Origin of the sequence: Caballeronia temeraria (genome assembly GCF_001544795.2) — a bacterium.
GTDB lineage: Bacteria > Pseudomonadota > Gammaproteobacteria > Burkholderiales > Burkholderiaceae > Caballeronia > Caballeronia temeraria.
The window spans coordinates 331,781-347,864 of the sequence record NZ_FCOI02000005.1; the positions used below are offsets into that span (position 1 = coordinate 331,781).

The following is a 16,084-nucleotide window of genomic DNA, read 5'->3' on the forward strand; positions in this document are numbered from 1 at the left end:
CGTGGATACAAGGGTGAAGCGCAACAAGAAGGCGTCGATTCTCAACGACGATCCGCTTTGGTACAAAGACGCGATCATCTATCAGGTTCACATCAAGTCTTTCTTCGATGCGAATAACGACGGCATCGGCGATTTTCCGGGCCTGCTTGCCAAGCTGGACTACATCGCGGAGCTGGGCGTCGATGCGATCTGGCTGCTGCCGTTCTATCCATCGCCACGGCGCGACGACGGCTACGACATCGCCGATTACCGCAACGTGCATCCGGACTACGGCACGATCTCGGATGTCAAGCGCTTCATTCAGGAAGCGCACGCGCGCGGCATACGCGTGATCACCGAGCTCGTCATCAATCACACGTCGGATCAGCATCCGTGGTTTCAGCGCGCGCGTCATGCGAAGCCGGGCTCGAATCATCGCAACTACTACGTGTGGTCCGATACCGACAAGAAGTATGAAGAAACGCGCATCATCTTCATCGACTCGGAGCCTTCGAACTGGACGCACGATCCGGTCGCGGGCCAATACTACTGGCACCGCTTCTATGCGCATCAGCCCGATCTGAACTTCGACAATCCGGCGGTCCTCAAGGAAGTGCTTTCCGTCATGCGCTTCTGGCTCGATATGGGCATCGACGGGCTGCGGCTGGACGCGGTGCCGTATCTCGTCGAGCGCGAAGGCACGAACAACGAGAACCTGCCCGAAACGCACTCGATCCTCAAGAAGATTCGCGCGACCATCGACGCCGAGTATCCGAACCGCATGCTGCTCGCGGAAGCGAACCAGTGGCCGGAAGACGTGAAGGAATATTTCGGCGATGAAGACGAATGCCACATGGCGTTCCACTTCCCGCTCATGCCGCGCATCTACATGTCGATTGCGAGCGAGGACCGCTTTCCGATCACCGACATCATGCGTCAGACGCCGGATCTCGCCGAAACGAATCAATGGGCGATCTTCCTGCGCAATCACGACGAACTCACGCTCGAAATGGTCACGGACTCCGAGCGCGATTACTTGTGGAACACGTATGCGAGCGATCGTCGCGCCCGTCTGAATCTCGGCATTCGCCGGCGTCTCGCGCCGCTGATGGAGCGTGATCGCCGGCGTATCGAACTGATCAATTCGCTGCTGCTGTCGATGCCCGGCACGCCCGTCATCTATTACGGCGACGAGCTCGGCATGGGCGACAACATCCACTTGGGCGATCGCGACGGCGTGCGCACGCCGATGCAATGGTCGTCCGACCGCAACGGCGGCTTCTCGCGCGCCGATCCGGAGCAACTCGTATTGCCGCCCGTGATGGGCTCGCTCTACGGCTATGACGCGGTGAACGTCGAATCGCAAAGCCGCGATCCGCATTCGCTGCTGAACTGGACGCGCAAGATGCTTGCGGTGCGCCGCTCGAAGCATGCGTTCGGACGCGGCACGATCCGCTTTTTGCGGCCTGCGAATCGCAAGATCCTTGCGTATCTGCGCGAGCTCGAAGGCGAGCCGCCGATCCTGTGCGTGGCGAATCTGTCGCGCGCACCGCAAGCGGTCGAACTCGATCTCTCCGAATTCGATGGCTCCGTGCCGCTCGAAATGACCGCCGATTCGCCGTTCCCGGCCATCGGCAAGCTCACGTATCTGCTGACTTTCCCGCCCTACGGCTTCCTGTGGTTCCAGCTTTGCCCGGGCAACATGCGGCCCGCGTGGGCACAGGCGCCGTCCGAGCAGTTGCCCGAATTCGTCACGATGGTGATTCGCGCGGGCCAGACCGGACCGACGCCGGAGAACGTGCGCCTGCTCGAATCCGAAGTGCTGCCGAACTATCTGAGCAAGCGCCGCTGGTTTGCATCGAAGGATCAGAAGCTGCATGCGGTGCGCCTCGCCGCATTGACGACGATCGAAGGCGCGGGCTTCGCGTTCACCGAGATCGAAGCCGATGTCGGCGATCATTGCGAGCGCTATGTGCTGCCGCTGTCCATCGCGTGGGGCACGGAGACGACCTCGCCGCTCTACATGCAACTCGCGCTCGCGCGCGTGCGCCGCAACCGCAACATCGGGCATCTGACCGATGCGTTCTCGGTGCCGCAATTCACCTATGGCGTGATCCGCAAGCTCAAGGAACGCGCGGTCGTGCCGACGGTGCAAAAGAGCGAGATCCGCTTCCTTCCGACGCCGCTCTTCGACACGCTCAATCTCTATCCCGCCGATCCGCCCGAGATTCGCTGGCTCGCAGCGGAACAGAGCAACAGTTCGCTCGTGATCGGCGACAAGATCGTGCTGAAGCTCGTGCGCCGTGTCGTCGGCGGCATTCATCCCGAAGCGGAGATGAGCCGCTATCTGACGCAGCTCGGCTATGCGAACACCGGCCCGCTGTATGGCGAAGTCGTGCGCGTCGATCCGCAGGGCGTGCCGCATACGCTCATCATCCTGCAGGGCTTCATCGACAATCAGGGCGATGCGTGGAACTACGCGCTCGACTATCTGCGCCGCGTCGTCGACGAACTCGCGGTCGCGGTGGAATCCGAAGAGCACGCGCAGGAACGCGATGCGCAAGCGGAAGGCTTCGCGGGCTACGGCAATATCGCGGGCATCATCGGCAAGCGGCTCGGCGAGTTGCACGTGGCGCTCGCATCGCCGACCGACGACGAAGCCTTCTCCCCGCAACGCGCGAGCGCCGAGGACGTCAAGGGCTGGATCGACGGCACGCTGAAGCTGCTCGAATCGGCGCTCGACATCCTGGCGCAGAAGATCGGCGAGTTCAACGAGCACGACCGTTTCCTCGCGCAAAGCCTGCTCGATCGTCGCGAGATGCTCGTCGATACCGTGAAGCAACTCGTCGCGCCCGATGCCGATGCGCTGCGCATCCGCATCCACGGCGACTTCCATCTCGGCCAGGTGCTGATGGCGCAGGGCGATGCGTATCTCATCGACTTCGAAGGTGAGCCTGCGCGCCCGCTCGACGAGCGCCGCAAGAAGACGAGTCCGCTGCGCGACGTCGCGGGCCTGCTGCGCTCGCTGTCGTATGCGAGCGCGGCGGCGCAATCGACGACGGAGAACGCGCCCGCGCAAACGGCGGATCGCAAGCGCGCGCTGTTCGAGCGGATGCGCGCGTTCGCCGAGGAGAGCTTCTTGCGGGAGTACACGGAGGCGATCGCAACGTCGCCTGAAACGATCGCGGCCGAAGGCGTATTCCAACCGCTGCTCGATCTCTTCCTGATCGAGAAGGCCGCTTACGAAATCCGCTACGAAGCAGCGAACCGGCCGACCTGGATCGGCCTTCCGTTGCGGGGTCTCGCGTCGCTCGCGAGCCGCCTGCTGGGAGACACGGGCGAGCCGCCCGCGCCCGGCACGCGACCCACGTTCGGAGCAACCAAGGACAATCCGGATGGAACCCACCATGAACAATCGTAGCGATCCGGCGGATACCAGGAATCCGGCGCACGGACTCAATCCGCTCGACATCGACGCACTCGTCGAGGCCCGTCATCCCGACGCGTTCTCGATGCTCGGTCTGCACGAAACCGATCTGGGGCACATCGTGCGCGTGTTTCTGCCGGGCGCGTCGTCGGTGAGTGTCGCGGATGCGGGCAACGGCGAGCATCTCGGCTCGCTCGCGCGTATCCACGATGCGGGGCTTTACGCGGGCTTCGTCACGAGGCCGGCGGCGTATCGTCTGCAGATCGACTGGCACGGCACGCCGCAGGAAACGCACGACACATATTCGTTCGGCCCCGTGCTCACCGACGACGCGCTCACGCGCCTCTCGCACGCGGACCCGTATGCGGTGCTCGAATGCCTCGGTTCGCGGCCGGTCACGCACGGCAACGTCGCGGGCGTGCGCTTCGCGGTGTGGGCGCCGAATGCGCGGCGCGTGTCGGTGGTCGGCGACTTCAACACGTGGGATGGCCGCCGTCATCCGATGCGCCTGCGTCATGGCTCGGGCGTGTGGGAGCTGTTCATTCCGGGCATCGGCGCGGGCACGCGCTACAAGTACGAGATCGTCACGCGCGACGGCCACACGCTGCCGCTCAAGGCCGATCCCTGCGCGATGCAGAGCGAGAAGCCGCCGTCGACGGCATCGGTCGTCGCGGATGCGGATGCCATCGATCACTATGCCTGGACCGATGCGGAATGGATGACCACGCGCGGCGGCAAGCAGACGGCGCAATCGCCGATCACGATTTACGAGGCGCATGCCGAATCGTGGTTGCGCGTGACCGAAGAAGACAATCGCGGCATGAATTGGCACGAGCTTGCCGAGCGCCTGATTCCCTATGCGAAGGGCATGGGCTTCACGCATCTGGAATTCATGCCGATCGCGGAGCATCCGTTCGGCGGTTCGTGGGGTTATCAGCCGCTTGGGCAGTTCGCGCCGTCCGCGCGCTTCGGCACGCCGGAGCAGTTCGCGGAGTTCGTGAATCGCGCGCATGAGGCAGGGCTTGGCGTGATCATCGACTGGGTGCCGGCGCACTTTCCGAACGATGCGCACGGCTTGGTGCAATTCGACGGCACGCCGTTGTATGAACACGCGGACCCGCGCGAAGGCTATCACCAGGACTGGAACACGATGATCTACAACCTCGGCCGCAACGAGGTGAGCGCGTTCCTGATCGCATCGGGGCTGGCGTGGCTGAAGCGTTATCACGTCGATGGATTGCGTGTCGATGCGGTCGCGTCGATGCTGTATCGCGACTATTCGCGCAAGGCCGGCGAGTGGGTGCCGAACATTCATGGCGGGCGCGAGAATCTGGAATCGATCGCGTTTCTGAAGCGGCTGAATCATGAAGTGCGGCAGATTCCCGGCGCGATCACGGTGGCGGAGGAATCGACTGCATGGCCGGGCGTGACGGCGAGCGTGGAGAACGGCGGACTCGGGTTCGATTTCAAGTGGAACATGGGCTGGATGCACGACACGCTGCATTACATGCAGGAAGATCCGGTGTATCGGCAGTATCACCATCATCTGTATACGTTCGGGATGGTGTATGCGTATTCCGAGCGGTTCGTGCTGCCTTTGTCGCACGATGAAGTCGTGCATGGCAAAGGGTCGTTGATCAACAAGATGCCGGGCGACCGGTGGCAGAAGTTTGCCAATCTGCGCGCGTATTTCGGCTTCATGTGGACGCATCCGGGCAAGAAGCTGTTGTTCATGGGCGGGGAGTTCGGGCAGTTCGCCGAGTTCAATCACGATGAATCACCGCATTGGCATTTGCTCGATGACTCGCTGCATGGCGGGTTGCAGAAGCTCGTGCGTGACCTGAATCATCTCTATACGAGCGAGCCTGCGCTGCATAAGCTCGATAGCGATTCGCGCGGCTTCGAGTGGATCATCGGGGATGACAATGCGAATAGCGTTTATGCGTATCGGCGGACGGATGCCGAAGGGCATGATCTTGTGGTCGTGTGCAATATGACGCCGGTGCCTCGTTTGGCCTATCGCATAGGGTTGCCGCGGCGCGGGCGGTGGAGCGAAGTCTTTAACTCCGATGCCTCCGTTTATGGCGGGTCGAATATGGGGAATGGCGGCGTGATTCATACGGATGACTATCCTAGTCATGGGCGGGAGCAGTCAGCTGCTTTGACTCTTCCTCCCTTGGCGACCATTGTTTTGCGGGCGGATTGATGTTTATTTTTCGCCGGATCCCGGTTTCGTGTTGGTCTATTAGCACTGCCCCTGTGCGGGGCGGCAGTCACTTTCTTTGCTGCTGCAAAGAAAGTAACCAAAGAAAGCAGCTCGTTCAGGCCCGCGGTCACACGCAATTTGGGTAGTCCTCTCGTCCCAGGCGGCACTCGCCTAAAGAGTGCCCTCGAAGAACTAACCGGACTTGGATCGCGCACGGTCCGACTAGCTAGTCATTCTAGGGCGCTGGTTCAGCGCGAAAGAGTTCCGGCACCGCGCTACGCGCTGCCGCCGGGTCTGCAAGGGAAACCATTGGTTCGCATGCGCTGTGCGAACGGGTGGACCCCTCGGCCGCGAAGCGGGCCGGTGCTATTTGGTGCTGAACCAGTTTGTTGAATGGTGCGATGTGGCAGACCGTGCGCGAGCCAAGCCCGATGGGGTGTTTGAGGGCACTCTTTAGGCGAGTGCCGCCGGGGACGAGAGAACTACCCAAACTACGTGTGACCGCGGGCGTATCGAGCTGCTTTCTTTGGTTACTTTCTTTGCAGCAGCAAAGAAAGTGACTGCCGCCCCGCACAGGGGCAGCGCTAATAGACCAACACGAAAACGGGACCCAGCGACACAAAAGCATCAGCAAAAAAACGCACATACACTAACCGAAGCAACAGCCCGCCGGCAAAAAAGGCAAAAAAACCCCAAAGAGGATGCGCCAACATGGCAAATGCACTCCCCGACAAGTTGCTCCCGGGCGCACCCTACCCGCTCGGAGCCAACTGGGACGGTCTCGGCGTCAACTTCGCGGTGTTCTCGTCCAATGCTCACCGCATCGAGGTATGTCTCTTCGACAGCACCGGCCGCAAGGAACTGATGCGTTTCGACCTGCCCGAGTGTACCGATGAAATCTGGCACGGTTATCTGCCCGGCGCGCACCCCGGCACCGTCTACGGTTTTCGCGCGCACGGTCCGTATCAGCCGCAGCACGGTCATCGCTTCAATCCGCACAAGCTGCTGCTCGATCCGTACGCGAAAAAGCTCGTCGGTCCCTGGCGATGGTCCGACGCCCTCTTCGGCTATCGCGTGCATTCGAACCGGCTCGACATGTCGATGGACCGCCGCGACTCCGCACCGGCGATGCCCAAATGCATCGTCACCGACGACGCCTTCGACTGGTCGCGCGACGTGCGCCCCGATACGCCCTGGGGCGAAACCATCGTCTACGAAACGCACGTGCGCGGCACCTCGATGATGCGCAACGACATCCGCCAGCACGAACGCGGCACCTTCGCGGCGCTCTCGTCGCCGTGGTTCATCGAGCACTTGCAGAAGCTCGGCATCACCGCCGTCGAATTTCTTCCGGTGCATGCGTTCCTCAACGACCGCTTTCTCGTCGAACGCGGTCTCAGGAATTACTGGGGCTACAACACCGCCGCGTTCTTCGCGCCCGAGCCGTCCTATCTGTCGACACATCGGCTCAACGAAATGCGCATCGCCGTGCGTCAGTTGCACGCGGCAGGCATCGAAGTGTTTCTCGATGTCGTCTACAACCACACATGCGAAGGCAACGAACTCGGGCCGACGGTCTCGTGGCGCGGCCTCGACAACGCAAGCTACTACCGCCTGATTCCCGGCGACGAACGTCACTACATCAACGAGACCGGCTGCGGCAATACCGTGAACCTCTCGCATCCGCGCGTGCTGCAGATGGTGATGGACTCGCTGCGCTACTGGTCCACGGCGTTCAACATCGACGGCTTTCGTTTCGATCTGGGCGTCACGCTCGGCCGTGAAGGCCACGGCTTCGATCCGGGCTCGGGCTTCTTCGATGCCGTCCGTCAGGACCCGATCCTCTCCACGCGCAAGCTCATCTCCGAGCCGTGGGATATCGGGCCGGACGGTTATCAGGTCGGCAATCATCCGCCAGGCTTCGCGGAATGGAACGACAAGTATCGCGACGGCGTGCGACGTTTCTGGCGCGGCGATGCCGGCATGCGTCCCGATCTCGCCGCGCGTCTCACCGGCTCCGCCGAACTCTTCAACCGGCGCTTCAGGAAGCCGTGGGCATCGGTGAACTTCGTCGCGTCGCATGACGGCTTCACGCTCGCGGATGTCACCGCGTATTCGCACAAGCACAACGAAGCCAATCAGGAAGGCAACAACGACGGCCACAACGAGAATTGCAGCGCAAACTGGGGCGTCGAAGGCCCGACCGACGATCCCGCGATCCTCGACGTGCGCGCGCGTCTCGCCCGCTCGATGGCCGCGACCACGCTGCTCTCGCTCGGCACGCCGATGCTGCTCGCCGGCGATGAATTCGGCCGCACGCAGCAAGGCAACAACAACGCCTATTGCCAGGACAACGAGATTTCCTGGCTCGACTGGGCAGCGGCGCGCAGTCCGCAGGGCATCGAGATGACGGCGTTCATCGCAAGAGTTATTGCACTGCGCAAAAACTACCCGGTATTGCGCGAAACGCGCTTCCTTTACGGCGATCGCGAAGTGCTGCCGGGTCTCTACGATGTGAGCTGGTTCGATGAACGCGGCAACGCGCTCGCGATCGAATCATGGCAGGACCCCGAAGGCCGCGCGCTCACGCTGCGGCGCGCAGGCCCGGGTGTCGACGGCGAAATCGACGTGCTGCTGATCATGTTCAACGCGTCGTCGCAGGCGCTCGTGTTCACGCCGCCCGCGCCGCACTTGGAATGGAACGTGCTCATGGATAGCGCGGAGCCGGATTCCGTGACGCGGCCGCTCGTCGGCAGCGACATCGAACTGGCTGCGCACAGCATCGTGGTGATGCTGGCCGAGCCGACCGGCGATGTCGACTGGCAGGCGGTCTGGATGGCGGGCGCGCATCAGGGACCGCGACTTCTGACGGCATTGCCGCCCGATCCCGGCACGATGCCTTCGCATCGGGACCCCGAAATCGATTCGCCTCATTGACGCACCGACACCTACGCAGCCCACCGCAGCAAAACAGGCAGGAAATCATGTCCGAACGTCCGATCGATCCGCACAAGCATCAACATGCGTATTGCCTTCCTTTCGGCGCTCATCTGACGGGCGCCGTGCGCGACAATCCGCGCACGCGTTTCCGTTTCTGGGCGCCCTCGCGCGATGCCGTGCAAGTGGAAATCCAGCGCGCGGGCGGCGCGCCCGAGCTTATCGACATGCAGGCGACCGGCGACGGATGGTTCGAAGCCGAGGCCGATGGCGGCGCGGGCACGCTGTATCGATATCGCCTGGACGACGATCTCGCGGTGCCCGACCCCGCTTCGCGCTTTCAGCCGCAGGACGTGCACGGCCCGAGCGAAGTCGTCGATCCGCGCGCGTATCGTTGGACGCATACGAACTGGCACGGCCGTCCGTGGGAAGAAACGGTGCTCTACGAAGTGCACGTCGGCGCGATGGGCGGTTTCGCGGGCGTCACCGCGCGCCTTCCCGAGTTCGCGCAACTCGGCGTGACGGCCATCGAACTGATGCCGCTCAACGACTTCTCCGGCACGCGCAACTGGGGCTACGACGGCGTGCTGCCCTATGCGCCCGACTCGGCGTATGGCCGCCCCGAAGATCTGAAGCAGCTCGTCGATACCGCACACGGCCTGGGCCTGATGGTCTTTCTCGATGTGGTCTACAACCACTTCGGCCCGGACGGCAATTATCTGCACGCGTATGCGAAAACCTTCTTCCGCGAAGGCGTGAATACGCCCTGGGGCCCGGCGATCGACTTCGAGCGTCCGCAAGTGCGCGACTTCTTTTTCGACAATGCCCTGTATTGGCTCAAGGAATATCGTTTCGACGGCCTGCGCCTCGACGCGGTGCACGCGATCGACGACGACGAATGGCTGCGCGAGCTGGCGCATCGCATTCGCAGTTCCGTCGAGGCGAGCCGTCATGTGCATCTCGTGCTGGAGAACGAGCACAACACGGCGAATCTGCTCGAAACGCATTTCGACGCGCAATGGAACGACGACGCGCACAACACGCTGCACGTGCTGCTGACCGGCGAGGACGAGAGCTACTACGGCGCGTATTGCGACAAGCCCATCGAAAAGCTCGCGCGCATTCTGACCGAAGGCTTCGCGTATCAGGGCGATCCGTCGCCGATCCACGACGGCAAGCCGCGCGGCGAACCGAGCGCGCATTTGCCGCCCACGCGCTTCGTGATGTTCTTGCAGAACCACGATCAGATCGGCAATCGCGCGATGGGCGATCGCCTGCGCTCGTTGACCGACGACGAATCGCTCTTCGCCGCGACGGGTTTGCTGCTGCTGTCGCCGCAGATTCCGCTGCTCTTCATGGAAGAGCAATATGGTTCGAAGCAGCCGTTCCTTTTCTTCACCGATTACCACGACCAGCTCGCCGATGCGGTGCGCGAAGGCCGTCGCAAGGAATTCGCGAAGTTCTCCGCATTCAGCGACGAACAGCGCCGCGCGCAGATTCCCGATCCGAACGACAAGAAGACCTTCGAGATGTCGTCGCCGAAGATCATCGACAAGCAGGACGAAGTGGACAGGCTCGAATGGCTGCACTTCTATCGTTCGGCGTTGACGGTGCGCGCGAAGCTCGTTACGCCGCGTCTGAAAGGCGCGAAATCGATCGGCGCGGAGGTGCTCGGCGACAAGGCGCTCGTCGCGCGCTGGAAGCTCGGCGACGGCGAGACGCTGACCGTCGCGCTCAATCTCGGCGATACGGGCATCGCGCTGAAGGAACAGCCCGCGGGCAAGATCATCTTCGAGACGCCGGCGCGCGCGCAGGATCGCGCGCGTGACGGCGAGCTCGGCGGCCGCACGTTCCTCGCGTGGCTCACCGGCGATGTGAACGAGTATGCGATTGCGCACGATGCGCGCCGCTTCGAGCCGTCATCGGCGGAAGGAAAAGTCTCGTGAGCGCCGCGACGAAAACGCCCCAGCCGGGCGCCGCGCGTCCCATGAGCAGCATCGAGGCGCTCGCGCAACGCGCGGGCTTCGAGATCGAATGGCAGAACGCGCACAAGACCATGCAGCGCGTGCCGGAAACGACGCTGCGCATTCTGCTCGAAAAGCTCGGCCTGCCGTGCGCCAACGCGACGCAGATCAAGCAGAGCATGGCCGCCGTCGATGCCGAAATGAGCGGGCGCAAGCTGCCGCCGCTCATCACCGCCGAAGTGGATCGCGGCATCGCGCTGCCGGTGTCGGCGGCGAAACAGGGCGCGCGCTATCGCATCGAGCTGGAAAGCGGCGAAGTGATCGACGGGCGTTTCACGTCGCCCAAAGGCGAGACCGCGCTGCTCTCGCCGATCGCGGAGCCGGGCTATCACACGCTCGTGATCAACGACCATCGCACGACGCTGGCGGTCGCGCCCGCGCGCTGCTATACGATCGACGATGCGTGGCGCACCATCGATGAAGACGCGTCGAACGCGCCGCCGCTCTGGGGCGTCGCGGCGCAAGTGTATGGCTTGCGACGCAACGGCGATGCCGGCATCGGCGATTTCACGGCGCTTGCATCGCTCGCGACGCAAGCCGCGAAGCACGGCGGACATGCCGTCGCGATCAGCCCGATGCACGCGATGTTCAGCGCCGAGCCGAACAAGTTCAGCCCGTATTCGCCGTCGTCGCGGCTCTTTCTGAACATCACGCATGTCGATCCGGCCGCGGTGCTCGGCCCGCCCGCAGCGCGCGCGGCGATCGAGAAAGCAGGCGTCGCGAAGGAACTCGCCGAACTCGAAGGACTCACGCTGATCGACTGGCCCCGCGCGTCGAAGGCGCGTCTTGCGGTTCTGCGCGCGCTCTTCGAACCGTTCTCCGAAGACCACGATTCGCCCTTCGCGAAGGACTTCGCCGCATTCGTCGCGCAAGGCGGACGTCCGCTCGAAGACCATGCGCGGTTCGAAGCGCTGCAGGCCGCGCAGATCGCGGAGAACGGCGTCGGCCACTGGAAGAACTGGAGTGAAGCGTTGCGCGATCCGCGCAGCGAGGCGGTCGCCGAATTCGCCGAAGCGAATCGCCGCGAAGTCGACTTTTATCTCTTCACGCAATGGCTCGCCGCGAAGGGGCTTCTGCATGCGCAACACGCCGCGCGCGATGCGGGCATGGCCGTCGGGCTCGTCGCCGATCTCGCCGTCGGTTGCGACAGCGCGGGCAGCCACGCCTGGTCGTATCGCGATGAAATGCTGACGGGCGTGTCCGTCGGCGCGCCGCCGGATCTGTTCAATCAGGCCGGGCAATCCTGGGGACTCACGACGTTCTCGCCGCGCGCGATGCGCACGCAAGGCTTCTCGGCGTTCATCGACATGCTGCGTTGCGCGTTCAAGTGCGCGGGCGGCATCCGCATCGATCACATTCTCGGCTTGCGCAGGCTCTGGCTCGTGCCCGAGGGCGAAAGCGCGAAGGACGGCGCGTATCTGCGCTATCCGCTCGACGACATGCTGCGGCTCATCGCGCTCGAATCGTGGCGGCATCGCGCGATCGTGGTCGGCGAGGATCTCGGCACCGTGCCGCCCGGCTTTACCGAGCGCTTGCAGGAGCATGGCTTGCTGGGCATTCGCGTGCTGTGGTTCGAGCGCGAAGTGGACGGCCCGGGCTTCAAGCCGCCGCGCGAATGGGACAGCGGCGTCACGGCGACGACGACGACGCACGATCTGCCGACCGTCACCGGATGGTGGCGCGGCGAGGACGTCGTGTGGCGCTCGAAGATCGGCCAGACGATGGCGCGCGCGGATGGCCGCGACGCCGTCGAAGTGGCTTTGGAGGAACGCGGCGAGGATCGCGCGCATCTGTGGCGCGCGTTCCAGGATGCGGGCATCGCGCCGGATGACGTGGACGCGCCCGATATCGACAACGCGCCCGTCGACGAAGCGCTCGCCTTCGTCGCCGCGACGCCCGCGCCGCTCGTCACGTATCCGCTCGAAGACTTGCTCGCGCTCGCGGAGCAGCCGAATCTGCCTGGCTCGATCGACGAGCATCCGAACTGGAGAAGGCGCATGGCGCGGCCCGTCGACGAACTCTTTCTGGACGATGCCTTCGCCGATCGCCTGCTCGCCGTCGATGCCGCGCGCACGCGCTCCGTGCAACCGAACGAACCCACATCGAAACCCGAATCACCATGACCGTACCGCGTTCCACGCTCAGGCTTCAGCTTCACAAGGGCTTCACCTTCGACGATGCCGCCGCGCTCGTCGACTACTTCGCGCTGCTCGGCGTGAGCCACGCCTACGTGTCGCCGATCACGACCGCGACCGCCGGCTCCACGCACGGCTACGACGTCGTGGACTACACGGTGGTCAACCCCGAACTGGGCGGCGAGGACGGATTGCGGCGCTTCGTCGAGAAGCTGCGCACGCACGAGATGGGGCTGATCGTCGATATCGTGCCGAATCACATGGGCGTGGGCGGATCGGAGAACGCGTGGTGGCAGGACATTCTCGAATGGGGCCGGCATGCCGCGCACGCGCGCTTCTTCGACGTCGACTGGCATTCGCCCGATCCCGCGCTGCGCGGCAAGGTGCTCGCGCCGTTTCTCGGCGCATCCTACGGCGACGAGTTGCAAGGCGGCAAGATCCGGCTCGGGTATCGCGCGGATGAAGGGCGTTTTGTCATCGAGTATTACTCGAACGTGTTTCCGGTTTGTCCGGTCGATTACCCCGCCGTGTTTCAGGAAGCGCCCGAGCTTGCGCAACGTTTCGTCGGCCTGACGACGCAGCCCGCCGATCAGCCGCGCGCCGCCGATGCCCGCACGGCGCTCATCACCATCGCGCAGACTGAAGGCGGCCAGGCCGCGATCGAGGCGATTCTTTCGGCGCACTCGCCGGATACGCCGGCGGGCCGCGACCGGCTGCATCGGCTGCTGGAGCGTCAGCATTATCGGCTTGCATGGTGGCGCGCGGCCGCGGACGAAGTGAACTGGCGGCGTTTCTTCGATGTCAGCACGCTGGGCGGCGTGCGCGTCGAGCGGCCGGAAGTGTTCGAGGCATCGCACGCGCTCGTCTTCAGGCTCTTTACCGAAGGCCTGATCGATGGCGTGCGCGTCGATCACGTCGATGGTCTTGCCGAACCGCGCGAGTATTGCCAGCGGCTGCGCGCGCGGCTCGAAGAATTATCGGCGGAACGGCCCGAAGCGTTGCGGCATGGCAATGGGCGCACGTATTTCGTCGTCGAAAAGATTCTCGCGCGCGGCGAGCCGTTGCGTCGCGACTGGCAGGTCGATGGCACGACCGGCTACGACTTCATGAACGATGTCGGCGCGCTGCTGCACGATCCGGCGGGCGCGGAGCCGCTTGCCGCGCTGTGGGCGGAGATCACCGGCAGGAGCGCCTGTTTCGCCGACGAAGCGCTCATCGCGCGCCGCAAGATTCTGGCGGAGAATCTGTCGGCGGAGCTGGATCGCGTGACGCGCGCGCTGCATCGCATTGCACGCGATGCGCAGAACACGCGCGACTTCACGTTCACATCGATCAGGCGCGCGGTCGCGGAGCTGGTCGTGCAGTTTCCGGTGTATCGCATTTATCCCGTGGGCGGCGTGCGCAGTCCCGAGGATGAGCATTTCTTCGCGCAGGCGCTCGAAGCCGCGCGGGCCGTGCTCTCGCGCGCGGATCACGTCGTGCTCGATCAGGTCGCGCAGTGGCTCGGCGGCAAGCTGCCCGATGAGTTGCCGCAGCCCGAGCGCAGCGAACGTCCGGAGCGGAACAGGGATCGCGCGGCGGAGCGTAACCGAGAGCGCGAGCGTGATCGCAATCAGGCGCAGGCCGCGCAGAATCCGCCGCCGTCGAGCGGCTCGCAACGTCGCGCGGCGCAGACGCTGTTTTCGCAACTGACATCGCCGGTGGCCGCAAAGGCCGTCGAGGATACGGCGTGTTATCGCTATGGACGCCTCATTTCGCGCAATGAAGTCGGCGCAGATCCAGGCGAGTTCGCGTTGTCCGTCGATGCCTTTCACGCGGGCAATCGCGAGCGCCTGGATGCGTTTCCGCACGCGATGCTCTGCACGGCGACGCACGATCACAAGCGCGGAGAGGATGTGCGCGCGCGTATCGCCGCGTTAAGCGAGATTCCCGATGAATGGGCCGCGACGCTCAAGCAGTGGTCCATGTTGAACACACCGTTGCGACGCGGTCCGCGCGGCGGGCACGGCGAAACGAGCGCCATCGACGATTGGGCGCCCGGACCGGCCGCCGAAGCGATGCTGTATCAGACGCTCGTCGGATGCTGGCCGACGACGCTCGCCCCCGACGATGAAGCGGGCGTTCAGGCGCTCGCCGAACGTGTCGCGGGATGGCAGTTGAAGGCGCTGCGGGAATCGAAGATGCGAACGAGCTGGTTCGCGCCCGACGAAGCCTATGAGAACGCGTGCAAGGACTTCCTGTTCGATATCGTCGCGCCGCAGCGGCGCAATGGCTTTTTGCAGGAGTTGTCGGCGTTCGTGGCGCGCCTCGGGCCGCTCGGGGCGGTCAATAGTTTCCAGCAGACGCTGTTGCGGCTGACATCGCCGGGTGTGCCGGATCTTTATCAGGGCACGGAGTTGTGGGACTTCAGTCTCGTCGATCCGGACAATCGCCGGCCTGTCGATTATGAATTGCGTCGCAAATGGCTGACTGAAGTCGAAGAGCAAGGCCCGCCTTCGGAGCAGTTGGCGAACTGGCGCGATGGACGGGTGAAGCTCGCAGTCGTGCGGCGGGCTTTGGCGTTGCGCAAGCATTGCGAGTCGCTGTTTGCTCAGGGCGAGTATTTGCCGCTCGAAGTGGAAGGCGAACATGCGGGGCGGGTGATCGCGTATGCGCGGCATGCGGGGAGCGCGTATGCGATCGCCATTGCGACGCGGCTTGCAGAGCCGCTGCTGGACGCTGGGCGCGATGTGCCGCTTGTCGAGCCTGAGCGTTGGGGGGATACGTGCATCGTGCTGCCCGAGGCGCTGCATTCGCGGGCTTTGTTCGATTGGTTTAGTCCTAATGCGCCTAAGGCTGATGGGGCGCGGTTGCTTTTGCGCGATGCGTTAGGAGTTATGCCGGTGGCGTTACTCGTTGAAGAGGGTGTGCCTGCGGTTTGATTTCTTGCGCTTGCGCTTCTATGGAATCCTGTTTTGTTGTTGGTCTATTTGCAATGCCCCTGTGCGGGGCGGCAGTCACTTTCTTTGCTGCTGCAAAGAAAGTAACCAAAGAAAGCAGCTTTTCAGGCCCGCGGTCACACGTAGTTTGAGTAGTTCTCTCGTCCTCGGCGGCCCTCGCCTAAAGAGTGCCCTCGAAGGACTAACCGGGCTTGGCTCGCGCACGGTCTGACAAGCTAGTCGTTTGAAGGCGCTGGACCAGCACGAAAGAGTTCCGGCACAGCGCTGCGCGCTGCCGCAGGGTATGCAAGGGAAACCAACGTGCGGCACGCGCAGTGAGATGGAAGTGTTGGCAGAAGCGCGCGCGGACCCGATTGACCCATCGGCCGCGAAGCGGGCCGGAGCCATTTCGTGCTGAACCAGCGCGCTGAACGGTTTTGGGCGGCAGACCGTGCGCG

6 protein-coding genes are annotated in these 16,084 nt (G+C 63.7%); all 6 read left to right on the forward strand.

The annotated features are described in order from the left end of the window. The first annotated feature begins 13 nt into the window (after positions 1-13). The 6 genes from treS to treY all read left to right on the forward strand — a co-directional run bounded on the left by treS (position 14) and on the right by treY (position 15,629). Positions 14-3,400 carry a maltose alpha-D-glucosyltransferase gene (gene treS / locus AWB76_RS10790; protein WP_096031279.1) on the forward strand — a complete coding sequence of 1,129 codons (3,387 nt, stop codon included), beginning with the start codon at positions 14-16 and terminating at the stop codon, positions 3,398-3,400. After that, positions 3,387-5,612, forward strand: coding sequence for a 1,4-alpha-glucan branching protein GlgB (gene glgB, locus AWB76_RS10795; protein WP_061160124.1), 2,226 nt, complete (start codon positions 3,387-3,389; stop codon positions 5,610-5,612). The genes treS and glgB overlap by 14 nt, the downstream gene beginning before the upstream one ends. 711 nt (positions 5,613-6,323) lie before the next feature. Beyond that, complete coding sequence (glgX, locus tag AWB76_RS10800; protein WP_061160125.1) at positions 6,324-8,549, forward strand: glycogen debranching protein GlgX; 2,226 nt, start codon at positions 6,324-6,326, stop codon at positions 8,547-8,549. A 47-nt stretch (positions 8,550-8,596) separates the two neighbouring features. Further along, positions 8,597-10,495, forward strand: a complete 1,899-nt coding sequence (gene treZ / locus AWB76_RS10805; RefSeq protein WP_061160126.1) for a malto-oligosyltrehalose trehalohydrolase — start codon at positions 8,597-8,599, stop codon at positions 10,493-10,495. A gap of 41 nt (positions 10,496-10,536) precedes the next feature. After that, on the forward strand, positions 10,537-12,696 hold the full coding sequence (malQ, locus tag AWB76_RS10810; protein ID WP_061160195.1) for a 4-alpha-glucanotransferase: 2,160 nt from the start codon (positions 10,537-10,539) through the stop codon (positions 12,694-12,696). Continuing rightward, positions 12,693-15,629, forward strand: a complete 2,937-nt coding sequence (gene treY, locus AWB76_RS10815; RefSeq protein ID WP_061160127.1) for a malto-oligosyltrehalose synthase — start codon at positions 12,693-12,695, stop codon at positions 15,627-15,629. Before malQ ends, treY begins: the two co-directional genes overlap by 4 nt. Positions 15,630-16,084: the final 455 nt, after the last annotated feature.

What these genes read in the sequence shown, in the direction of transcription:
- glgB (WP_061160124.1), top strand. Translation starts at nt 3,387, where the DNA reads ATGAACAATCGTAGCGATCCGGCGGATACCAGGAATCCGGCGCACGGA.
- glgX (WP_061160125.1), top strand. Translation starts at nt 6,324, where the DNA reads ATGGCAAATGCACTCCCCGACAAGTTGCTCCCGGGCGCACCCTACCCG.
- treZ (WP_061160126.1), top strand. Translation starts at nt 8,597, where the DNA reads ATGTCCGAACGTCCGATCGATCCGCACAAGCATCAACATGCGTATTGC.
- malQ (WP_061160195.1), top strand. Translation starts at nt 10,537, where the DNA reads ATGAGCAGCATCGAGGCGCTCGCGCAACGCGCGGGCTTCGAGATCGAA.
- treY (WP_061160127.1), top strand. Translation starts at nt 12,693, where the DNA reads ATGACCGTACCGCGTTCCACGCTCAGGCTTCAGCTTCACAAGGGCTTC.